The organism is Litorimonas sp., assembly GCA_029936425.1.
Lineage (GTDB): Bacteria > Pseudomonadota > Alphaproteobacteria > Caulobacterales > Maricaulaceae > Litorimonas.
The window spans coordinates 25,491-48,057 of record JAPYSU010000001.1 but is presented as its reverse complement, the minus strand read 5'-3'; the positions used below and the strand labels follow the sequence as shown (position 1 = coordinate 48,057).

The 22,567-nt window shown below is 54.0% G+C and carries 21 protein-coding genes, 1 tRNA gene and 1 riboswitch; of the genes, 15 read left to right on the top strand and 7 right to left on the bottom strand.

The window, feature by feature from the left end; genetic code table 11:
* Positions 1-90: 90 nt before the first annotated feature.
* The gene (locus ACN0IC_RS00255; RefSeq protein WP_416876737.1) at positions 91-3,132 is read right to left on the bottom strand and encodes an L-glutamate gamma-semialdehyde dehydrogenase; all 3,042 of its coding nucleotides are present in this window, start codon (positions 3,130-3,132) and stop codon (positions 91-93) included.
* A gap of 270 nt (positions 3,133-3,402) precedes the next feature.
* Positions 3,403-3,486, bottom strand: a tRNA-Leu gene (locus ACN0IC_RS00250).
* Positions 3,487-3,609: 123 nt separating this feature from the next.
* Between ACN0IC_RS00250 and ACN0IC_RS00245 the strand changes: the two genes are divergently transcribed.
* Positions 3,610-4,215, top strand: coding sequence for a YqaA family protein (locus ACN0IC_RS00245; RefSeq protein WP_416876736.1), 606 nt, complete (start codon positions 3,610-3,612; stop codon positions 4,213-4,215).
* Here the strand turns inward: ACN0IC_RS00245 and murI are convergent.
* A complete protein-coding gene (gene murI / locus ACN0IC_RS00240; RefSeq protein ID WP_416876735.1) occupies positions 4,201-5,025 on the bottom strand; it encodes a glutamate racemase in 825 nt (274 codons plus the stop codon). The two genes, ACN0IC_RS00245 and murI, sit on opposite strands and share 15 nt — an antisense overlap.
* A gap of 133 nt (positions 5,026-5,158) precedes the next feature.
* On the opposite strand from murI, the gene ACN0IC_RS00235 reads away from it, so the two are divergent.
* Positions 5,159-6,649 (top strand): ArnT family glycosyltransferase, encoded by a 1,491-nt coding sequence (locus ACN0IC_RS00235; protein WP_416876734.1) that lies wholly within the window; start codon positions 5,159-5,161, stop codon positions 6,647-6,649.
* On the opposite strand, the gene msrA is transcribed toward ACN0IC_RS00235, so the two are convergent.
* From msrA to ACN0IC_RS00215, 4 genes are all read right to left on the bottom strand, one after another.
* Positions 6,646-7,368 carry a peptide-methionine (S)-S-oxide reductase MsrA gene (gene msrA / locus ACN0IC_RS00230; RefSeq protein ID WP_416876733.1) on the bottom strand — a complete coding sequence of 241 codons (723 nt, stop codon included), beginning with the start codon at positions 7,366-7,368 and terminating at the stop codon, positions 6,646-6,648. The two genes, ACN0IC_RS00235 and msrA, sit on opposite strands and share 4 nt — an antisense overlap.
* A 119-nt stretch (positions 7,369-7,487) precedes the next feature.
* A complete protein-coding gene (locus ACN0IC_RS00225; RefSeq protein ID WP_416876732.1) occupies positions 7,488-8,183 on the bottom strand; it encodes a YbaY family lipoprotein in 696 nt (231 codons plus the stop codon).
* A gap of 84 nt (positions 8,184-8,267) precedes the next feature.
* On the bottom strand, positions 8,268-9,035 hold the full coding sequence (gene ubiE / locus ACN0IC_RS00220; RefSeq protein WP_416876731.1) for a bifunctional demethylmenaquinone methyltransferase/2-methoxy-6-polyprenyl-1,4-benzoquinol methylase UbiE: 768 nt from the start codon (positions 9,033-9,035) through the stop codon (positions 8,268-8,270).
* A gap of 37 nt (positions 9,036-9,072) precedes the next feature.
* Positions 9,073-10,053: a LysR family transcriptional regulator gene (locus ACN0IC_RS00215; protein ID WP_416876730.1), complete on the bottom strand. Its 981-nt coding sequence runs from the start codon at positions 10,051-10,053 to the stop codon at positions 9,073-9,075.
* 125 nt (positions 10,054-10,178) lie between these two features.
* Here ACN0IC_RS00215 and ACN0IC_RS00210 point away from each other — a divergent pair, with 125 nt between their 5' ends.
* The 13 genes from ACN0IC_RS00210 to leuC all read left to right on the top strand — a co-directional run bounded on the left by ACN0IC_RS00210 (position 10,179) and on the right by leuC (position 22,473).
* Entirely contained in the window at positions 10,179-10,601 is a 423-nt protein-coding gene (locus tag ACN0IC_RS00210) for a DUF983 domain-containing protein (RefSeq protein ID WP_416876729.1), read from the top strand.
* A 52-nt stretch (positions 10,602-10,653) separates the two neighbouring features.
* A riboswitch (SAM riboswitch) is annotated at positions 10,654-10,744 on the top strand.
* A 73-nt stretch (positions 10,745-10,817) separates the two neighbouring features.
* Positions 10,818-11,789: a homoserine O-succinyltransferase MetX gene (metX, locus tag ACN0IC_RS00205; RefSeq protein WP_416876728.1), complete on the top strand. Its 972-nt coding sequence runs from the start codon at positions 10,818-10,820 to the stop codon at positions 11,787-11,789.
* Between the two features lie 23 nt (positions 11,790-11,812).
* Positions 11,813-12,958, top strand: a complete 1,146-nt coding sequence (gene metB, locus ACN0IC_RS00200; protein WP_416876727.1) for a cystathionine gamma-synthase — start codon at positions 11,813-11,815, stop codon at positions 12,956-12,958.
* A gap of 137 nt (positions 12,959-13,095) precedes the next feature.
* Entirely contained in the window at positions 13,096-13,239 is a 144-nt protein-coding gene (locus ACN0IC_RS00195) for a hypothetical protein (protein ID WP_416876726.1), read from the top strand.
* A gap of 82 nt (positions 13,240-13,321) precedes the next feature.
* The gene (gene ilvD, locus ACN0IC_RS00190) at positions 13,322-15,013 is read left to right on the top strand and encodes a dihydroxy-acid dehydratase (protein ID WP_416876725.1); all 1,692 of its coding nucleotides are present in this window, start codon (positions 13,322-13,324) and stop codon (positions 15,011-15,013) included.
* 25 nt (positions 15,014-15,038) lie between these two features.
* The gene (gene ilvC / locus ACN0IC_RS00185) at positions 15,039-16,058 is read left to right on the top strand and encodes a ketol-acid reductoisomerase (protein ID WP_416877056.1); all 1,020 of its coding nucleotides are present in this window, start codon (positions 15,039-15,041) and stop codon (positions 16,056-16,058) included.
* Between the two features lie 80 nt (positions 16,059-16,138).
* Positions 16,139-17,881 carry an acetolactate synthase 2 catalytic subunit gene (ilvG, locus tag ACN0IC_RS00180; RefSeq protein ID WP_416876724.1) on the top strand — a complete coding sequence of 581 codons (1,743 nt, stop codon included), beginning with the start codon at positions 16,139-16,141 and terminating at the stop codon, positions 17,879-17,881.
* A 360-nt stretch (positions 17,882-18,241) separates the two neighbouring features.
* Entirely contained in the window at positions 18,242-18,478 is a 237-nt protein-coding gene (locus ACN0IC_RS00175) for a hypothetical protein (protein WP_416876723.1), read from the top strand.
* Positions 18,475-18,747, top strand: coding sequence for a hypothetical protein (locus ACN0IC_RS00170; protein ID WP_416876722.1), 273 nt, complete (start codon positions 18,475-18,477; stop codon positions 18,745-18,747). The genes ACN0IC_RS00175 and ACN0IC_RS00170 overlap by 4 nt, the downstream gene beginning before the upstream one ends.
* 4 nt (positions 18,748-18,751) lie before the next feature.
* A complete protein-coding gene (locus ACN0IC_RS00165) occupies positions 18,752-19,030 on the top strand; it encodes a hypothetical protein (RefSeq protein WP_416876721.1) in 279 nt (92 codons plus the stop codon).
* Positions 19,023-19,328: an ACT domain-containing protein gene (locus ACN0IC_RS00160; protein WP_416876720.1), complete on the top strand. Its 306-nt coding sequence runs from the start codon at positions 19,023-19,025 to the stop codon at positions 19,326-19,328. Before ACN0IC_RS00165 ends, ACN0IC_RS00160 begins: the two co-directional genes overlap by 8 nt.
* A gap of 25 nt (positions 19,329-19,353) precedes the next feature.
* Entirely contained in the window at positions 19,354-20,904 is a 1,551-nt protein-coding gene (locus tag ACN0IC_RS00155; RefSeq protein WP_416876719.1) for a 2-isopropylmalate synthase, read from the top strand.
* A gap of 174 nt (positions 20,905-21,078) precedes the next feature.
* Positions 21,079-22,473 (top strand): 3-isopropylmalate dehydratase large subunit, encoded by a 1,395-nt coding sequence (gene leuC / locus ACN0IC_RS00150; protein WP_416876718.1) that lies wholly within the window; start codon positions 21,079-21,081, stop codon positions 22,471-22,473.
* Positions 22,474-22,567 lie beyond the last annotated feature (94 nt).

The following is a 22,567-nucleotide window of genomic DNA, read 5'->3' as shown; positions in this document are numbered from 1 at the left end:
CTCGCGTTCCATAATTAGAACATATCAAGAACAAACTCCTTAGGCAAGGAATTTATTCATAGTCTAAAGATGGGTATGATCGTCAGAAAATCAAATGCTTTCCAGATTAAGCAAGGCGGCATTCCCGCCTGACGCCGTTGTATTCACGCTCAGGGATTTTTCCGTCATAAACCGCAGGAGATAGTTCGGTCCCCCGGCTTTGAAGCCTGTTCCGGACAGTCCCTGCCCTCCGAACGGTTGCGAGCCCACAATAGCGCCTACCATATTCCGGTTCACATAAACATTTCCGACCAAAGCCCGTTTCGCGAGCATTTTCCAGCGGTTCTCAATTCGTGTATGAATCCCGAAAGTCAGGCCGTAACCTGTTGAGAATACCTCTTCGAGCGTTTTGGAGACTTCTTTGGCCTTGAACCGGACGACATGCAGGATAGGCCCGAAATGTTCTTTTTCGAGATCGTTTATGGAGTCGATTTCAAACATGTGCGGAACAACAAAGGTGCCTTCCGCCGGGGTTTTCGGATAGGGAGAGGCGTGCCACGGGCGGCCCGAAGCCTTCATTTTTTCGATATGATCATTGAGCGCGTTTTGCGCTTTCTCGTCAATAACGGGCCCGACATCCGTACTCAGAGATTCGGTATTTCCAACCACCAGGTCGTCCATCGCACCCTTGATCATTTTAATGACCCGGTCTGCAATATCGGCCTGAACATATAAGACCCGCGTTGCAGAGCAGCGTTGTCCGGCACTAAGAAAGGCCGAACTGATGACATCATCCGTAACTTGTTCGGGCAAGGCCGTTCCGTCCACGATCATACAGTTCTGACCACCTGTCTCGGCGATGAGCGGAATAATCTCGCCTTCTTTATTTGCCAAAGTCTTGTTGATTAATCCGGCCGTATTCGTACCGCCCGTAAAGGCAACGCCGTCCACGCCGTCATGCGCCGTCAGATACCCCCCGATTTTACCGTCTCCGATAATCAGGCTGAGCACCTCTTTCGGCACACCGGCCTCATAGAAAAGCTCGGTTGTTCTTTGGGCAATTCGTGGTGTTTGCTCTGCCGGTTTGGCAAGGACGCAATTCCCGACAACCAGAGCCGCAGCGATCTGTCCTGTGAAAATGGCCAGTGAGAAATTCCAGGGGCTGATGCAGACAAAGGTGCCGCGAGACCCATAGGAAAGTTGATTGGTTTCCCCGACAGGCCCTGGCAGGTCTATCGGCTCGCTCATCATCTTCCGAGCCTGCGCCGCATAATAGCGGCAGAAATCCACGGCTTCGCGAACTTCGTCATTCGCGTCAGACCAGCTTTTTCCCGCTTCCTTGATGAGGATATTCATCAAGTCCGTTTTATGTTTTTCCAAGAGGTCCGCCGTGACGACCAGCATGTCGGCGCGATCTTTGACCGGGCGGGCCTGCCAATCGAAGTAAGCCTTATCCGCTTTTTCAAAGGCCTTATCGATATCCTTTTCCGTGGCATCTTTTGGCGCGTCAGGAATAGCCTTCTCCAGAGCTTTCTCAACTGTCTCCAAATGCGGCTTCCAGGACAAATCTAGGCCGGAGGAATTTTCCCGCTCGGGCAGAAAAATATCTTTCGGGCGTAAAATGGACGTATGCGCAATCGAGTCGAACTCCTTGACACGGGCCACGGGGTCGCGAACCACTTCGGAAATCGGTACATCCGGATCCAGATATTTATTGACGAAGGAGCTGTTCGCGCCGTTTTCCAATAGTCGCCGGACGAGATATGCTAAAAGGTCTTTGTGGCCGCCGACCGGTGCATAAATTCTGACGGGCGGCATATTCTCGTAATGTGATTTCGCTGCGCTATAGACAATATCGCCCATCCCGAAGAGGCGCTGAAATTCGAATTTATCCGCATCATCCCCTGCCATCGCCATAACGGCCGCAATCGTATGGGCATTGTGGGTCGCGAATTGTCCAAAGAAGACGTCGCGGTTTTCCATGATTTGCTGCGCGCACGCCAGATAGGCGACATCCGTGTTCGGTTTGCGGGTAAATACCGGGAAGTCGGGATGATTACCGGCTTGGGCGAGTTTGATTTCCGTATCCCAATAGGCGCCTTTCACCAGACGGATATGGAAGCGTTTCTCTAACTCACGCCCCAGATTTGCAATAAACTCTATGACTTTAGGGGCGCGGCGGCCAAAGGCCTGAATAGCCAGCCCAAATCGCGCTCTCCCGCCGGAATCGAGCTTTCTGGCCACATAATCAAATATCGCCAGAGAAATTTCCAGGCGGTCTGCCTCTTCGGCGTCCAGTGTTATGTCCACGCCCAATTCAACCGCCCGCTTTGCCAGATCAAGAACCAGATCGCCGATTTCAGGAACGGCGCTATTCCAGTGACTGACGTGATAATGAGGAGAAAGAGCGGAGAGCTTGACCGAAATACCCTGCCGGGCCTTGCCTTTGGCAACATCCGCGCCAATGACTTCCAGCGCGTTTTTATAGGCTTCAAGATAGCGTTTGGCATCTTCCTGTGTGCGGGCCGCTTCGCCCAACATGTCAAATGAATAACCCTGTTTGTCGCCAAATCTTTTCCGCCCGTTTTTAATCGCGCGTTTAATCGTTTGGCCCTGCACAAATTCCTGACCCATCATGCGCATAGCGCTCATCACGGCGTTACGAATAACCGGTTCGCCCAGACGGTTTGTCAGTTTGGAGATCACATTTGACGGCGTTACTCTAAACTCCTCCGAAAGGCCCGTGACGCGGCCCGTCAGCAGAAGTCCCCAGGTTGAGGCATTGACCCAGACCGTATCGGCTTTGCCCAAATGTTTTGCCCAGTCATAAGGAGAGAGCTTATCCCCGATCAAAGCGTCGCGGGTTTCCGCGTCCGGCACGCGCAAAAGCGCTTCGGCCAGACACATAAGCGCAATACCCTCTTCATTGCCAAGTCCATATTCGGACATGAAGGCGTCGAGCATGGAGCGATCTTTTTTCCGCTTTCGGGACATTTCCACCATGTCCTCGGCTTCGCGATAAATATCCGCATATTGCGCGTCGCTCAGGTCAATCTTCTCTAAAAGCTCCGTGATAACCTGTTCTTCGGATTTAAATTTGTCCGCGGTTACGGCGTCCAGTCCTTCAGGCCAATAAGAGAATAGTGTCGTCATATATGTTTTCCAAAAATATGTGTGTCGTTAATATAAGATAGAGCTGTATAAGCTGGGGCTGTAAAGCGAAGTCTACAGATAAGCTCTCTTGTTAAATAGCAAGAAAAAGAGAATTTGTTCCAAAATCAGAACATGACACTTGCCTGGAGAAGACGTCCGGAGAAAAACAATTTTAATTTTGTTCTGCAAAATTTAAATACAATACCCAGTTTGGATTGCGCCGGAAAAGCTGAATGAATCTAAAATTACGAGTGAAGCGGAAAGTCTGAATGGTACGGGTGGTCGGAATCGAACCGACACTCCAAAGGAACGGGATTTTGAATCCCGCGCGTCTACCAATTCCGCCACACCCGCTTGTCATTCGGCTCTTTTTATTCCAAGCCCTTGGTAAGGCGCGCAACATAGCTGCGCTTTTTCAATCGTCAACCATTTTGGCCATATACTTGACCTTAATCTCTGCCCTATAGCGCTAGGGCGATGAAAGGTCATTTTGCATTTCTGGATCGGTGGTATGAGTCGACCAAAGCGCTGGCGCGCCACCCTCGCGCCATGCCCGCCTTGGCCGTTGTGTCTTTTGCCGAAAGCTCATTTTTCCCGGTGCCTGTCGATGTCATGGTCATTCCCATGGTGCAGGCCAGCCCTAAGAAATGGTGGAAAATCGCTGGGATAGCGGCGTTTTTCTCGGTTCTGGGCGGCATTTTCGGCTATATGATCGGGTTGATCTTTTTCGAAACTCTGGCCCAGCCTCTGCTGGAAATACTTGGCAAATCCTCTCAAATGCAGGATTTCCGGCAGAATATAAATGAAAACGGCGCCCTCTGGGTGTTTGGGGCCGGGCTGACGCCTTTTCCCTATAAAGTGATCACGATTATGAGCGGCGCGGTGCCGATCAATTTCGGCGTCTTTCTCGGGGCCAGCATATTGGCGCGATGTCTGAGGTTTTTTGCTGTGGCGGGGCTCGTCCGCGCGTTTGGCGGAAAAGCCGAAGAGATTATGAAGAAACATTTCGGCCTGTTTACGATCGGCGTCTTTGTCCTGCTGGCCGCCGCCTGGTTCGGATATAAGGCGTTATCCGGGCATTAGACCGACCACCCTTTCAAATCCGAAAGAGCGAAACGCCCTCTTTCGCTCAGCCCCCGCGTCGGGGCCGATCAGGAAAGCCGTGTCGGGCCGAACGAGCCGCGACTGTTTTTCGATTGGGCCTAAAATGACATCAACTCTCTTGGCAATGGCCGCGCCGCTGTCAATCCATCGAACCGTCTGCCGGGCCGCCCGCTGAAGGTCTTCACGCAATAAGGGGAAATGCGTACAGGCCAGAACCACGGCGTCGATATCAGCGCCTTCGCGGCCTTCAAAAAGAGGCGCAATTTCGCGGCGTATATTCTTTAGATCAGGCGGCTCCCCCGCGAGCTTGCGTTCGGCCATGTCCACGAGATTGACCGACCCTTGCAAGACCACTTGGCAATTTCCGGCAAAACGCTGAATAAGACTATCGACATATTTCCGCCGGACGGTTCCGGGCGTTCCTAGCACGCCAATTGTGCCCGTTCGCGACCAGGCCGCGGCTGGCTTTATCGCCGGAACCACGCCTATGACCGGTATATCGATCTCTGCTCTTATGGCCTCCAGAGCCGTAACAGACGCCGTGTTGCAAGCTATAACAATACAGTCCGGGGACGTCATTTCGGCAAGCGTCGCCAACAAGCCCGGAAGGCGATCCGTCAGTTCCGCTTCCGATTTTTCGCCGTAAGGCCGAAAGGCATCATCGGCCACATAATCCAGCGCCAGATCGGGCAGACGTTTACGTATTTCGCCCACGACGGATAGTCCCCCGACGCCGGAATCAAATATCAGGGCCCGGTGCCTCTCATATGTCTGATGTTCTGAGCGCATTCATCCCTTCCGAGCCTCATTCCGTCCTTTGGCGTGATGTTTTGCGTTGCCGAAGTCAATAAAGTCTTAGCGTGAAAGGGAATGTCAGCGAAAGTGAGTTTATTTTACGGAATATCCAAGGCATAGCGCCCTCATGTCGGCTTCGCCTTTAAAAAATATCTCATACAGGCAATGGCTCTTGCTTCTGATTGTTGGGACGCTGGCCCTGCGCTGGGCCTTGATGATGGCGTCTCCGCTTAATCTGCATGGCGATGAGGCGCAATATTGGGCGTGGTCGCAGGATCTGGATTGGGGGTATTTTTCCAAACCGCCTCTCATTGCCTGGATTATTGCTCTGTTTACGTCCGTTTTCGGACAGGCTGAATGGGCCATCCGGCTGCCTTCCGCCCTGCTGCACAGCCTGACCTGCTGGGTCATCTTCGTTACGGTTCGAAAACCATTTGACGCCAGAACGGGATTTTGGGCTGCGTGTTTTTATCTCCTCATGCCGGGCGTCTGGCTGTCCTCGACTATTATCAGCACGGATGTGCCTCTGCTCCTGTGCTGGGCTCTGGCGCTGAATGCCTGGGTTTATCTGCGGGACGCGCCGAGCTGGCCGAGAGCATTGCAGCTTGGCCTCGCCGTCGGGTTCGGCCTGCTTGCCAAATATGCCATGCTGTTTTTTGTGCCTGTTTTGGGACTTGCGGTTTTGTTTGATGGTAAAACGCGCCAGGCGCTTTTGGGATTTAAGGGATTTGCCGCAGGCGCTTTGGCCGCCGCTCTGTTTCTTCCCAATATAATCTGGAATTTAAATCATGATTTCGCGACTCTGGCGCACACGGCGGAGAATGCGAACCTGTCCGGCCCGCTCCTCAACCCCCTTGAATTGCTGAGCTTCTGGGTCAGTCAGTTAGGCGTCTTTGGCCCCATCGCTTTTCCGGTTTTAATCATTGCCTTATTTAAGTGGAAACAACTTCCGGTCCTTGGGCGCTGGATTGCGGGTCTCGCCATCCTGCCTCTTATCGTTATTTCTCTTGAGGCGCTCTTATCACGCGCCAATGCAAATTGGGCCGCGACGGCCTATATCGCGTCGCCGATTATTGTGGCGCTTTATGCCGCGTCGAGGCCCAAGCTTATGACAGCCTTGAAAATTGGTTTGGCCGGACAAAGCGCGGTTATGATTATCGCCGGCATCGCTTTGATCGTTCCGGTCTGGGCAAATGCGATAGGATTGGCCAATTCAGTCAAGCGATCCCGCGCCTGGCCCGAAACCGTCCGCGCCATCGAGAAAATCTACGCCCAGGGGCATGAGGGAAATGAGTTTAGCGGCGTTGCAACTGATAACCGCCTGATATTCTATGATACGCTTTATTATGGATTAAATGAGACAGCGCCGCTTTCCATGTGGAAGCTCTCGCCCGCGCCCGGCAATCATGCGGAGATGACAAACCCGTTTTCGCGCACAGAAAAGCCCGTCCTTCTCATTACCTATTATAAAGGCCGGGATGACTTATATTATGAGGATTTTGAAAGGCTCGTTCCGCTTGAGCCGATAGATATTGATCTGGGCGGCGGCAAGCGTCGGCAGCTCAATGTTTGGGCGGGATATAGTTACACCCCGCCATCGACAGCCAGATCGCGTTAATCCGTGACGACTTCGCCCCAAAGGTCTTCGAGACGACCATCGCGACCACATCGAGTCCGATAGAATTTATATTTCAGACTGCTCTTTTTGTAGTAATCCTGATGATAGTCTTCGGCCTTGTAAAACTCGCCAAGCTCTTTCACAGGGGTGACAATCGGCGCGTCAAACGGTTTGGTCTGTTTGATATCCGCCAGAGAGGCTTCCGCCGCAGCCTTTTGTTCCGGTGTGGCAAATATCGCCGTGCGGTAGCTATCGCCCTGGTCGCAAAACTGCCCATCGGCATCCGTCGGATCGATCGTTTTCCAGTAATAATCCAGTAATTCGTCATATGAGACGACGGACGGATCATAATAAATCTCGGCCGCCTCGTAATGGCCCGTATTATCATAGGTCACTTCCTCATAAGTCGGATTGACCGTCGTTCCGCCTGTATAACCGGAGACGACTTCGCTCACGCCGTCCAGCTTTTCAAAGTCGGCTTCAACGCACCAGAAACATCCTCCGGCCACAACGGCGGTCTTCACTCCGCCTTCCTGCATGGCATCATCCATTTGAGAGGTTTCCTGGCTCTCCATCGACTCTTGCGTTTCGGACATATCCGTTTGCGCCGCGGTTTCAGTGGGTACAGGCTCTGTCTGAACCTGACTGTCCGCCGCCGAGCAGGCCATAAGCGCTAAAGGGAGCATTAAGGGCGTCATATATAAAGATAATTTTTTCATACTACATTCTCTCATAGCTGGGTGTCACAGGCCAATCACACTGGCGTGACGCAAATTACGGTTTCTTAAGTCTCGGCCGTTTTCGGGGCTAAAAAGAGCCTTTTGGCCAAAAAGCCGCGTTAGGCCTGGCATTCCGGATAGGATGTTTCGCCGATTTTCAACAAAGCCCTTTCGCCTTTCGACCAGAACATGACCATCTGTCCGTTCAGATCCGCCTCATATTTTTCGCCAGAAGCAGAAGGGACCCGGGGCAGGTCATAGGATGTTCCATCCACTTTAAGCCGGATCATATCCTCGCTTTGAACAATCGCCGCATTTGTGTCCCCGCAGCGATAAACCCACATATCGTCATCTTCTGTTTTTTCCTGTGAAACCGTATTTTGCCGCAACAGAATAAGTCCTAAATCGACATCCCCCTCGCCCGGCTGGACAATATTGGCGGTATCCGATGTAAACATAAGGTGGCCATCCCGATCATTTATCATGGCCCGGACGGAATAACGTCCGCGCGGCTCTAATTCATCAGACTCTACATTCAATTCAAAGTCCCACGGGATTTGCTGACCGTCAAATTCCAAGGTCTGTTCGGCCAGTACAGGCGCGGGTCGGTCGGCAATCGAAATGTCCTGGAGCTTGATCTCTGCCACCGCGCCGGGGCTCAAGGCGATGCGTTCACGATAGCCGATCTGGCCCGTAATTTTCAGCGTGTTAGATTGAGACTGCTCAGTTGGGTCTGAGGTGTTTGCCGCCTCCGTGCAGGCGGACAGGCCGCCGAACAGGAGCAATATCGGAAGAGCAGTTTTTAGCAGAGCCATAAGGGTGTCCAAAAGTAAGCCTGAAATTAATCTTATTTAATTTACTTACAACTTTTGAAAATGTTCCCGCTCATAAGGAAAGATTTACCAGATTTTCCACCCCGTATGGAGCGCGGCGATGCCCCCGCTGAAATCCTCATAGGTCACGCGGCTAAATCCGGCCTGTTTTACCATTTCGGCAAATTGCGCCTGTTTGGGGAAACGGCGAATGGATTCGACAAGATATTGATAGCTGTCTCGATCCTCCGCGAGAGCCTGCCCCAGTCTTGGTATGACGGAAAAAGAATAGGCGTCATAAAACTGCCGGAGCCAGCGGGTCGGCGGCGTAGAAAATTCAAGGATGGCCAATCGCCCGCCGGGCTTTAAAACGCGAAAAAACTCCCGCAGCGCCATATCCCTATCGGTGACATTCCGAATGCCAAAAGCAATAGTCACGGCGTCGAATGTCTCGTCCGGAAAGGGCAGGTTTTGCGCGTCGCCGCAGACCCGGGATAAATCCAGTCCTGCATCTTTTTTCGCGTCCACTCCGGCCAAAAGCATTTCCGCATTAATATCGCAAATAATTGCACTTGCCGCCGCCCCGCCGCGGCGGCGCCTGACCTCATCTGCCGCGTGAATAAACCTCCGTGCCAGGTCTCCTGTCCCGCCGGCCACATCCAGCAGGGCCTCGCCTGGCTGCGGATTTAATTTGGTGATGGTCATGTTTTTCCAGACGCGATGTATGCCAAGGCTCATCGCGTCATTCATCAAATCATAATTGCCCGCGACGGAATCAAACACGCCCCGGACGCGAGAGGCTTTCTGGCTCTCGGGAATGTCTTCAAAACCGAAATCGATTGTTTTCTCTGTCATGTATCAAGCTTTATCAGCGGCGCGATGAAACAGCCAGCTATTCCGCCGCGTCCAGAAGACGCCCCGTTTTGGACTTTTCGGCCACCTGGCTTGGTTCGTGATCAAAAGCAGACCGCCCGCCCGTTTTGAAATAGTCCTGATCCTGCTTGAACGCCTTCACCAGAAAATCGAACACGGCCCGGATACGGGTGGATCGGCGCAAATCCTGATGCGCTACCAGATAGAGGTCTTCCGTCGGCGTAATGTCGGGCAGAATTCTCTGCAGGTCTTTGCGGCGGTGTGTGTCCCGTCCGCAAAGAGATTCCATACCGATCCCGTAGCCATGCTCCAGGGCTTCGCCGAACGCCCAGATAGAGTTGGTTTGAAATGTCACGCGCTTAGGCGGGTAGGTGACGTCATCACCGTCCCGTAGCCAGAGCTGCTTTCCGTCCATGATATTGGCCATGATACCGTCATGTTCACCGATCTCGTCGAGACTTCTTGGTTGGCCATTTCGCTTGATATAATCAGAAGAGGCATAGAATCCAAAAGAGACTTTTGCGACTTTACGGCCAATCAAGGAGTTTTGCTCTCCGGGGCTTTCCCAGCGGAGCGCGATGTCGGCCTCGCGTTGGGCCAAATTGAAATCCCGGAAACCGATTCCAAGGTCTATCAGAATATCCGGATGCTCGTCACGAAATCTCTGAATAACGCCCGGAAGCCAGGCCGTTCCGATACCTTCCGTGGCGGAGAGCCGCACAACTCCGGAAAGAGAATCCTCCAATGTGGCAGAGCTACGGTCTATGGCGGCGGCTTCGTCCTGCATGCGCCGAACATGATCGAGCATGGACTGACCAAAACGGGTCGGCACCAGAATGCCGTCTTCGCGGCGCAAGAGAGGTGTTTTGAAGTGATCTTCGAGGGCGCGGATCCGGCGACCAACCGTAGGCTGGCTCATCCCCAGTTTTTTTCCCGCCGCCGTCAGACTTCCAACTTCCGCAACCGCCAATAATATCGGGTAATCAGACCAGTTTTTCATGAATTTTGACTTACAGAAATGAACGCCATAAGTCAATTCCATGCAGATACTTATGATGTAAATTTAGCGTCTGCGGGCAAGGGCAGGAAAGCTTACTCGCAAATTGCCGCAGGACTGTTTAAACTTTGGCAAAAGACAACCTGTTTCCCTATATAGTCCTCATGTCTCATCCGCATGATATTGAAGAGTTTCCCGGAACACGGCGACAGGCTTTTTTGCGCGGAGCTCTGCTGAAATGTCCGCGTTGCGGTGAAGGACGTCTGTTTCAAACCTATCTCAGCCCCGTCTCCCATTGCGAAAACTGCGGCAAGAACTGGACAAAGGTACGCGCTGACCTTGCCCCGGCCTGGGCCGCTATGACGCTTTCCGCCCATGTCATTATTGTGGTTTACCACTTTTTCTTTTTCGATGCGCCGATTGCCAATTGGTTGGCCACATTGATTTTGGTCGGCATAGCCGCTCTTATCAGCCTGCTGACCCTGCCCGTCTTTAAGGGCTTTTTCATGGCGCTTGTCTGGTGGAACCGGATGGAAGAACAGCAGGGATAGTTCTGGTTTGAAAATGGCTTGACGCGCCTGCCGCCGACCCGCATATCCCCTTTACTCATCAAGACCGACCGAGGGACAGGCCCTTTGACGTCGGGGCAACCCAGAAGGTGCCAAATCCTGCGGCGAAAGTCGGAAGATGAGACGAAGAGGCTCCCCGCCCTCGTTTTGCTCCCCTTTTGATTGCAGACTGGCCCGAAAACAGTAGGATTGGGCCTTATGACATCGCAGACGCATCCCATTAAAGACATTACCTTTGATCGCGGCACGGTCAGTCTGGAGCGTGGATGCGATATCCCGAATGACGTGGTGCGTGGACGGCTTTATGGCAATCCGGACGGCCCGCTTTTAATTGTCTTGGGCGGTATTTCAGCGTCCCGCTTTGTTGCTGATGGCGGCCGGCTCAATCGCGGCTGGTGGTCCAAACTCGTGCGCAAAGGCGGGGCGATTAACCTGAATAAATTCCGCGTTCTTGGTATCGATTTTGCCCCCGGCAAGGGCGGGCTGGACTGCCCCGAAACCATTACCACCGCCGATCAGGCCAAACGCATTGTTGACTTGTTAGAGGCTGAAAAGCTCGGTCCGGCAAGGGCCATGATCGGCTCCTCTTATGGCGGTATGTGCTCACTTGTTCTCGCGCAGAACCATCCGGACTGGGTCGAAAACCTCTGTATTATCGGCGCGGCGCACAAACCCTATCCCATCGGGGTGGGCTGGCGCGGTATTCAGCGGCGCGTTGTCAGGCTCGGCCTGGACGCCGGGAAGCCAGAAGCCGGATTGAAGCTCGCCCGCGAACTCGCCATGACGACGTACCGCACACCCGAAGAATTTGCCGACAGATTTGCCCTGACGGAAACAGGCCGCAACCCGTTCAGTTTTGATATCTGCGATTATCTCGGCTCGCGCGGAGATGTTTTCGCGCGGGATATGGACGCCCAGAGATTTCTGGCGCTGTCAGAGTCCATCGATCTCCACCGCGTTGAGCCGGAAAACATTTCGACACCGACATTATTGATGACCGCGATTTCGGATCAGCTCGCCCCCCTGCCGGATATGCGCGAACTCCGCGACCGCCTCGCGGGGCCCAGCGAGCTCTTTACCTTCACCAGCCTTTACGGCCATGATGCCTTCCTGAAAGAATATGACGCGATGAGCCCTCGGCTTGAGGCATTTTGTAAGAATTTGGTTTGATTAAGATAAAGCGAAAATCGATCATGAAAAATAAACCCGACCTCCAAACCCAAATCGTTCAGGCCGAGATCGGCGCAGATCCTGCCTTTCGCTCGGTCGCGCCGCCGCTTTATACTACCTCCACCTATCTCTGGCCGAGCGTGGAGGAAAAAGGGCCCTATGATTACGGGCGGACGAATAATCCCAATCGCGACGGTCTGGCCAGAGCTCTGGCGGCGCTGGAAGGCGGGGCGGCGGCAACGATTACCTCTTCCGGGATGAGCGCGATAGACCTCTGCCTCAATCTGATAAAAGCGGACGAGCTGATTATCGCGCCGCATGATTGTTATGGCGGCACACACCGTCTTTTGACCCATCGCGCCGAGCAGGGCCGTATTCGGGTTCTGTTTATTGATCAATCCGACCCTGACGCCTTGCATGAAGCCCTCGACGAAAAACCCGCTATGGTCTTAATCGAAACGCCGTCCAACCCTCTGATGCGTCTGGTGGATGTCGCCAAAATTGCCAAGCTCTCTAAAGCCTTCGGCGCGATTGTGGTCGCCGATAACACTTTCCTATCGCCCGTGCGTCAGCAGCCTCTGGCGCTTGGATGTGATATCGTCGTTCATTCCACCACCAAATATCTCAATGGTCATAGCGATGTGGTCGGCGGCGCCGTGATTTCCAAAACAGAGCAAAACGGCGAGACGCTGGAATGGTGGGCCAATTGTTCCGGCGTGACGGGGTCCCCTTTTGATAGCTGGCAAACCCTGCGCGGCCTCAGAACCTTATCAGCCCGGATGGATATTCAGGAACGCAACGCCCTAGCCATCGCCAAATTCCTGCAAAAACACAAAGCCGTGAGCAAAGTCTATTACCCCGGCCTCCGCTCCGACCCCGGCCATAAATTGATGAAAACCCAGCAGTCCGGCCCCGGCGCCATGCTCTCTTTCGAAGTTGAAAGCCCGGAACTGGCCGCCAAAATATTGAATAAGATTGAAATCTTTCAACTGGCGGCTTCGCTCGGCGGGGTGGAAAGCCTGATTTGTCAGCCCTCAACCATGACCCATCGCGGCATGGCGAAAGAGGCGCGGCTCAAAGCCGGGGTGACAGATAATCTCTTGCGTTTATCTGTCGGGATGGAGGCGGAATCCGACCTGATTAGGGCCCTAAAGAATTCTTTTGCGTGATATTTCGTAATAATAGAACGTTTATGCGGTTTATAGTCTGATTTCGCAAAGCCGGTAGCAAAATTTTCTCTTGAGGCCAGGTTCACTTTCCCATAAATAATTTACCTAGATTAAGACAGCCTGATTAAAAGGAACATATGACGCCTCGCAACCCTCAGAACGATCCGAAGGTCAAAGTCGCCGCGCAAGGTCTCCGCGTGAACGATCTGCCGTCTGTCGGTCTGCTTCTGCTTGCTCTGGTGGTGGTGCTCCTCATTAGCGGAGTCGCGAGCGGGATTTAGGATAGAACAAATTATCCAGATATCACCCGCTCCGACCAGAGCGGGTTTTTTATTGCTTTGAATTTGTGAATTGAACGAGAATATGACCCAAGAGACTGACATAGAGAAATCCAAGCGAAGCGACGCCATCGTAAAAGGCCCCAGCCGCGCCGCCGCCCGCGCCATGCTCCGGGCTTCCGGTATGGATGATGAGAGTTTTGAAGGCCCGATCATCGCTGTTTTCAACACTTGGACCAATATGGGCCCGTGCAATATGGATCTCGACAAGCTCGCAGTTCCGGTTCGCGCCGGCATTCGCGCGGCCGGCGGTACGCCCGTTGATTTCAATTCCATTGCCGTTTCCGACGGGATAACGATGGGCAGTGAAGGCATGCGCGCCAGTTTGATGTCGCGCGAAGTTATTGCCGATTCCATCGAACTCGCCGTCAAAGGTCACAGCCTTGACGGCGTTATTATTTTGGTGGGGTGCGATAAAACCATTCCGGCCGCCGGCATGGCTCTGGCCCGAATGAACGTTCCGGGCGTCGTGCTTTACGGCGGCTCCATCATGCCCGGACATCACAAAGGCAAGGACCTCTCTGTCCAAGACGTGTTCGAAGCGGTCGGCGCCTGCGCGGCGGGCATCATCGATGATGAGGAATTAAAGGATATCGAAAAAGCGGCCTGCCCCGGCGCCGGCGCGTGCGGCGGACAATTTACCGCCAATTCCATGGCGATGGCGATGACCTTTCTTGGCCTGTCGCCCATGGGTATGAATGATATTCCCGCCGTTGACGAGGACAAGAACAAAGCCGCTTATCGGGCCGGGCAAGTCGTTGTGGACTGCGTGCGTGAAAACCGCCTGCCGCGGGACATGATTACCAATACATCGCTGATGAACGCCGCCATTGCGCTTTCGGCGACGGCCGCCTCTACCAATGCGATTTTGCATTTACTGGCCATTGCCAGCGAAGCGGAAGTCGAGGGGTTCAAGATTGATGCGTTTGATACGATTTCGCGCACCACACCCGTGATTGGCGACCTCAAACCGGGCGGAAAATATATGGCCTATGATCTTCACAAGGCGGGAGGCTCTGCCTTGATCGGGCGTCGACTCGTTCATGACGGACGCATTGAGGACAGCCCGACCGTGACAGGCCGGAGCCTGTTTGAAGAGATTGTCGATGCCCGGGAAACCGAAGGTCAGGACGTCGTTCTCACTTTTGATAATCCGGTGAAATCCCGCGGCGGCTACGGCATACTCTATGGCGATCTCGCGCCCGAAGGTTGCGTGGTCAAACTCGCCGGCCACGGCGCGCTCTTCTTTGAAGGCACTGCAAGAGTTTTCGAATCCGAAGAAGAGTGTTTCGATGTCGTGCAGAATAACGGAATCAAAAAAGGCGACGTTATTATCATCCGAAATGAAGGCCCCGCAGGCGGGCCGGGAATGCGCGAAATGCTCGGCGTCACCGCCGCTCTCGTCGGGCAGGATCTCGCCGATCATGTTGCGTTGATTACGGACGGACGTTTTTCCGGCGCCAGCTACGGCTTTGTGATTGGCCATGTGGCCCCCGAAGCGGCTCATGGCGGGCCCATCGCCTTTGTCCGGAACGGGGACAAAGTCACGATTGATGTCGAGGCGCGAAGCATTAATGTCGAGGCCGATTTAAAGGCCCGGTCAAAAGACTGGACGCCTCCTCCTCCAAAATACCCAAGCGGCGCTTACGCCAAATTCGCACGGCTTGTCGGCTCCGCCTCCAAAGGCGCTGTCACCTCTTTTCCTTTCTCCAATTAATTAAACCGGGATTATAACCATGAGTATCGAAATATTTTACGACAAAGACTGCGACCTTGAAATTATCAAGAAAAAGAAAGTCGCTGTTCTCGGCTTTGGCTCCCAAGGTCATGCCCATGCCTTAAACCTGAAAGATTCCGGCGTGGACGTCGTGGTGGGCCTTCGCCCGGAAAGCGCAACTAATAAAAAAGTCAAAGCGGCGGGCCTTGAAAGCAAAGCCACGGCCGACGCTGTCAAAGGCGCGGATGTCGTCATGATGCTCACCCCGGATGAGTATCAAGCCAAGATTTACCGCGAGGACATTGAGCCCAACATCAAAGAAGGCGCAGCAATCGCGTTCGGTCACGGCTTTGCCATTCATTACGGACAAATCGTTCCCCGCCGCGACCTGGACGTTATCATGGTCGCCCCGAAAGCTCCGGGCCATACGGTTCGGAACGAGTTCAAAAACGGCCGCGGCATTCCAGATCTTATCGCCGTCGCGCAGGACGCCAATGGCGGCGCGGCGATTGAGATCGCCAAGTCCTATGCCTCTGCCATTGGCGGCGGACGGACGGCCATCATCCACACAACGTTCAAGGACGAAACCGAAACCGATTTGTTCGGGGAACAAGCCGTTCTTTGCGGCGGCGCGGTCGAGCTCGTCAAAATGGGCTATGAGACTTTGGTCGAGGGCGGCTATCCTGCCGAGCTGGCCTATTTCGAATGTCTGCACGAATTAAAACTCATCGTCGATCTGATGTATGAGGGGGGCATTGCGAATATGAATTATTCTATCTCGAATAATGCGGAATTCGGGGAATACACCACCGGCGAAGGCGTCATCAATGAGCAGTCGCGCGAAGCGATGCGCAAATGTCTGAAAGACATTCAAGACGGCACATATGCCAAGAACTTCATTCTTGAGGGCGCGATGGGATACCCGTCCATGACGGCCCGCCGCCGCAATATGGAAGCCCATTCCATTGAGCAGGTCGGCGGCAAACTTCGCGAAATGATGCCCTGGATCGGCGCCAACAAAATCGTCGATAAAGATAAGAACTAGTAAACTGTGATCAGTGAGCAGTGATCAGTCAATGATCCAACGCCGCTGATCCCTCATTACTGATCACTGAGACTAAAAACATGACCACAGCCATGCAATTTGACACACAGAGAGCCGAAATTCTTGAAGACCGCGAGCCGAAATCCGGCGCGCAGCTCTTGCTGGAATCGATTGCCGCGCAAGGCGTGGAAACGATTTTCGGCTATCCCGGCGGCGCGATTATGCCAGTTTACGACGTCTTGCCGCGTGTGCCTCAGCTGAGTCATATTCTTTGTCGCCATGAACAGGGGTGCGGCATGGCGGCGATTGGCTATGCGCGCGCCACCGGGCGAACAGGGACGGCTTTCGCGACATCCGGGCCCGGCGCGACCAATCTCGTCACCTCCATTGCCGAAGCTTATCTCGACTCGGTTCCGGTGGTTTTTGTCACCGGTCAGGTCGCGACAAACCTCATCGGCACGGACGCATTTCAGGAAGTCGATATTTTCGGCATCACCCTGCCCATTGTCAAACACAGCTATATCGCCCGCGACCCGGCCGATATTCCGGGCATGGTGGCCGAGGCCTATTTCATCGCAGGCGAAGGCCGCCCCGGCCCTGTTCTGATTGACCTTCCGAAAGACGTCGCCAACGCCCTCACGACAGAGCGCCATCGCTGGCGGCCTTATCCCAAGCAAAAGCCCGAAATGGGAAAAAGCCAAGATATTGCCGCAGCGGAGCAATTAATGCGCGATGCCAAGAAACCGCTTTTCTATATCGGCGGCGGCATCGCCCAAGGTGACGGCGTGCAGGAAATCCGTGATCTGGTAGAGCGCACGCAAATTCCCGTTGTCTCAACCCTGAAGGGGCTGGGATCTCTTCCGAATGACCACCCGAATTATCTGGGAATGCTTGGCATGCACGGCCTTCGCGCCGCAAATTACGCGGTGCAGGAATGTGACCTTTTAATTGTTGCGGGCGCGCGTTTCGATGACCGCGCGACAGGTAAACTGGATACCTTCGCCCCGAACGCCAAAGTCATCCATCTGGATATTGATGTGGCGGAGATAGATAAACTTCGGCGCGTGCAAGTCGGTCTCGATGGCAGTCTCAAGAAAAACCTCGCCGCGCTCGACCCGTTCAAGGACGGCGCCGAGCATGAGGATATCAGCGAGTGGACAAAGCTCTGCTATGACCGCCGCGCGGAACATGCCTGGGATTATAAATCGCCCATCACCAATATGACGACGGGCGGGATTTACGCGCCCAAGCTCCTCCATGATCTTTCCCGCCGCGCAGATGACAGCGCTATAATAACTTGTGATGTGGGGCAGCATCAAATGTGGGTCGCGCAGCATTGTTACTTCGATGACCCGAAAGATCACATCACCTCTGGCGGATTAGGGACGATGGGTTTCGGCCTGCCCGCCGGACTGGGGGCCAAACTCGGCGCGCCGGACAGAACCGTGATTACGGTTTCCGGCGACGGCTCTATCATGATGAACATTCAGGAACTGGCCACGCTCAACCGCTATGGCATACCGCTGAAAATTGTCCTGCTCGATAACTCGGCCCTCGGCATGGTGCGCCAATGGCAGGAAGTCTTTTTCGAGAAAAACTATTCCGAAGTGAATCTGGACGATAATCCGGACTTCGCCGCCGTCGCCAAGGCGTTTCAGATAGACGCCTTCACCATCACCCGCGGCGATGAGGTTGACGCAGGCATTGACCGCCTCCTCTCCACAGACGGCCCCGTCCTCATGCACGTCAAAATCGACACAGCGGAAAATGTCTGGCCGCTCGTCCCTCCCGGGCGAAGCAATGCCGATATGATGGAGCGGTAGGGGTAAGTGGAATTTCTTTTAGATAGACTTCCTGGCTGGCTAGTTTGGCTTGCTGTTCTCGGGGCTGTTGCACTCCCCGGAACCATTGTGAGCTCCATATTTTTTTATGTGCAAAACCGCATTGATAAAGAAACAGAGGCCACTCTTCGTCGAACTAATGAAATTCGTAAAAAGTCAGGCAGACTCAAATAATGACTTTTCAAAATCACATATATCCGCTCATTCCGGCGCGCTGTGAGCAACGCGCGACGTTGCGAGGAAGTACTCTTGGGGTGGAGGCCGGAATCCAGTTTGTGACGGAGCGCCCGTCGCTCTGGATCCCAAATCAAGTTTGGGATGAGCGGAAGAGGGAGGGATAAGATGAAAGCCTTGCGTATTATTTTATTAATATTTGGCTGGATTATTCCGATTGCCGTCATTCTCGGCGCGGGCGTGAATATTTATTCTCAGCTCGCCTTTTCACCGATAGCGGAGTTTTCAGCAAGCCAGAAAATGATGAGAGTTATTTCAATCTTAGCAGGAAATATAAATAATTTGGCTTTATCTCCCCTCTGTTTTTTTGCCGCCTATATTCTTAAAAATCGGGCGGCGTCATGACAGAGCGCAGAATTATAAAGGCACTTTCTTTCTTGGGCTGGGCAACTGTCATTTCCTATCCGATAAGAACTCTCGCAGAAGCGTCTATCCAACATGACTTTAATCAGAAACACAATATCGATGATAAAATCGGATCGATACATAGCTTCTTTTCCTTGTTCGCTTTTATTTTTGATAGCCCAACTGCTTTATCCACTGGCCTGTTCTGTTTCGCCGCCGCTTACTATTTGAAAAAGAAACCCCAAACCCTGAAAGACATTTTTGAGTAAAACCATGGGACGCAAACAAGACATGCTTCGTAAATATTTAATTGCCGTCGGGTTCGGTGCCATTCTCTTTGGAATTATTTTCTTCGTCATGACTATGGTGGCGACGGCGTCGTCAATTGACAGTCTGCAGGCTTATACCGATAGCAGCGCCACATCGACGGAACGGTTTTTCATAATCCTCAATGCCTCGCAAACTTACGGCTTTCAGATGTTTCAGGGTCTGACCCTTGGCGGCATCTGCCTTTATCTCGCGCATCGACTCTCGGAGAATAATGATGGCTGAATTACAACGTGATAAAACCTTCGAACCGTCTGGGATTGAGGGCAAGCTTAAAGCCGTCCTGCATGACGTGCAGGGCACGCTTTTGCGCACGCTCGGCACAATTGAACGGCGCGGGTATGACTATCGCGACGTGCATTGCACACAGCGCGTGGACGGCAGTTTTGATCTGCTTGTCCATGTGGAGGATACGGGCGGCCCGAATGATCTGGACCTGCTCTGCCGACAGCTGGAACGACTGTACAATGTCGTCTCCGCCGAGCGCGTTGGACGACGTACAAGAGCTGAACACGCAGAATAGTCCCCTTCATTAAATAGATAAATCCATGACCGAAACACACGTCAAAATATTCGACACCACCTTACGCGACGGCGAGCAGGCGCCGGGCTTTTCCATGAGCGCTGGCCAAAAACTGCAAATGGCAAAAGCGCTGGAAGCCCTGAATGTCGATGTCATGGAAGCCGGATTCGCCGCCGCCTCCCCCGGTGATTTTGAAGCCGTCAAGACGATAGCCACCGAAGTCAAAGAGTCGGTGGTTTGTTCCCTCTCTCGCTGTAATGAAGGTGATATCCGCGCGTCAGGCGAAGCGATCAAACCCGCCGCGCAGGGCCGCATCCATACTTTCATCGCCACCTCGCCGCTGCACCGCGAATTTAAACTCAAAATGACCAAAGACGAGATTGTCCGGCGCGCTGTCGCCGGGGTGGAGCTCGCCCGAAACTATACAGACGATGTCGAATTTTCCTGCGAGGACGCCATCCGTACGGAACGGGATTATCTCAAACGCGTCGTTGAAGCCGCCATCAAAGCGGGCGCAACAACCATCAATATCCCTGACACGGTCGGATATACCACGCCCGAAGAAATTCAGGATCTGTTCGAATTTCTGGTGACGGACATCGAAGGCGGCGACGGCGTGATATTCTCCGCCCATTGTCATGACGACCTCGGCCTCGCCGTTGCCAATTCTCTCGCGGCCGTACGCGGCGGCGCGCGCCAAGTGGAATGCGCGCTAAACGGCATTGGCGAACGGGCGGGCAATTGCGCGCTCGAAGAGGTCGCTATGGCGCTTCGCACGCGGGCCGATTTCTTTGGTCTTTCCACGCAAATAAAAACCCAGGGGCTTTACGGCGCGTCGAAACTCCTCGCGACGATTACGGGCAATCCCGTCCCGCGCAACAAAGCCATTATCGGCAAGAACGCGTTTGCTCATGAGAGCGGTATTCACCAGCACGGCGTGCTCGCCAATCGCGAAACTTATGAAATCATGAAACCCGAAGATGTCGGGGTCAGCACGGATAATCTCGTGCTCGGCAAACATTCGGGCCGCGCCGCTCTGAAAGACCGCGCGAAAAAGCTCGGTTTTGATCTGGGCGAAAACCAGCTCCAGACCGTTTTTGTCTCGTTTAAAGCCTTGGCCGATGAGAAAAAGGAAGTGTTCGACGCCGATATCGAAGCCATTATTCTTGGCGAAGCCGTGGGCGAAAGCGGGCCTTGGCATATTGACAGCCTCTATGTCTCCGCCGGGTCAGACAACGGCAAGCAGCCTGTCGCCACCGTGCAGCTCCATCATGATGACGGGCGTGAGGAAAAGTGGAGCCAGGAAGCCGCGGGGCCGGTCAATGCCACCTTCCTCGCGATTTCGCACATCACCGGACAACCGCTCCATCTCGACAGTTTTTCGGTGCAATCCGTGTCGGAAGGCGAAGACGCCATGGCGGAGGCCTCGGTTCAAGTTAGCACGGAATTTAACGCCTATCACGGGCGAGGAACGAGTACGGATACCGTTCTCGCCGGGGCGCGGGCCTATCTCGACGTCATCAACCGCATTGAACGGAGAGCCGATCGCCAAAAAGCGATCGCGGCGCAGCATTAGAGGTGACGACATCACTCACTAAAACCTCTTCCCCCGTTTACGGGGGAAGTCCCGCAAAGCGGGGATGGGGGGAGCGTATTTCGCCAACCTCCATTTTATGTAGCTCCCCCCTCCGAGCCGCATGGGCGGCCCACCTCCCCCGTGAACGGGGGAGGAAATCAAGTGGAGACTTTAATGCCTAAAACCCTCTTCGATAAAATCTGGGATCGTCACATTGTCGTGCCGGAGTCTTCGGCCCATCCGGCCACGCTCTATATTGACCTGCATCTTATCCATGAAGTGACAAGCCCGCAGGCCTTTACAGTCTTGCGGGATCGCGGATTAAAAGTCCGCCGTCCGGACCGGACGTTGGCGACCGTGGATCATTCCACACCGACTTTGAAAAACGCCGATGGCTCCCGCCCCTTTGTGACGGAGCAGGCCGAAAAACAGGTTGATATGTTGCTCTCGAATACCAAAGAATACGGCATTGAGACCCACGGCTTCGACTCGGACTATCGCGGGATTGTCCATGTCATGGGGCCGGAGCTGGGTGCCACGCAGCCCGGCATGACGATTGTCTGCGGCGACAGCCATACCTCCACCCACGGCGCGTTCGGGGCCATAGCCTTTGGAATTGGCACAACGCAAGTTGGCCATGTCCTCGCCAATCAATGCCTGCTCATGCGCAAACCGAAAACAATGGCTATTCATGTGAACGGAGACCTCGCGGACGGCGTGAGCGCGAAAGACGTTATTCTCGCCATTATAGCGGAAATTGGCGTCGGCGGCGGCACGGGTTACGCGCTCGAATATCGCGGCTCTGTCTTTGAAGAGATGAGCATGGAGGGGCGCATGACCGTCTGTAATATGTCCATAGAAGCGGGCGCGCGGTGCGGATTAATTGCGCCGGATGAAACGACATTTAATTATTTAAAGGGGCGCAAATTCGCCCCGGATAATTTTGAAGACGCTTGCAAGAACTGGGCGAGCCTCGCTACGGATGACGGCGCGAGCTACGACAAGGAAGTCCACCTTCGCGCCGAAGATATCCGCCCTATGGTCACTTACGGCACCCATCCGGGCATGGCCATGCCCATCGACGGGATGGTTCCCAGCGCCAAAGATGAGGCTGAAGAAAAAGCGCTGGGCTATATGGCTATGACAGCGGGCGGCCCGATAACGGGCGCGAAAGTGGATCGCGTCTTTATCGGCTCTTGCACAAACTCCCGCATGGACGACCTGCGCTCTGCGGCGCGGATCATGAAGGGGCGCAAAGTCGTTGACGGCGTCACCACCATCGTCGTCCCCGGGAGTGAACAGATAAAACTCGAAGCGGAGGCCGAAGGTCTTCACGACATCTTCACGGCGGCCGGCGCGGAATGGCGGGAGCCGGGATGTTCGATGTGCATCGCCATGAACGGCGACAAAGCCCTGCCGGGCGAATTGGTTGTCTCGACCTCCAATCGGAACTTCGCCGGCCGCCAGGGCCCGGGCGCAAGAACGGTTCTCGCCTCCCCTGAAACAGCCGCTGCCGCCGCCGTGACGGGGGTCATTACAGATGCGCGGACCTTGGGAGAGGTGGCATGAGAGATAACCCAATTACCTGCACGAAACTCCCTTCTCCCCATTTATGGGGGGAAGTGGCCGGAGACGAAGTCAAAGGTCGATGGGGGGATACTCT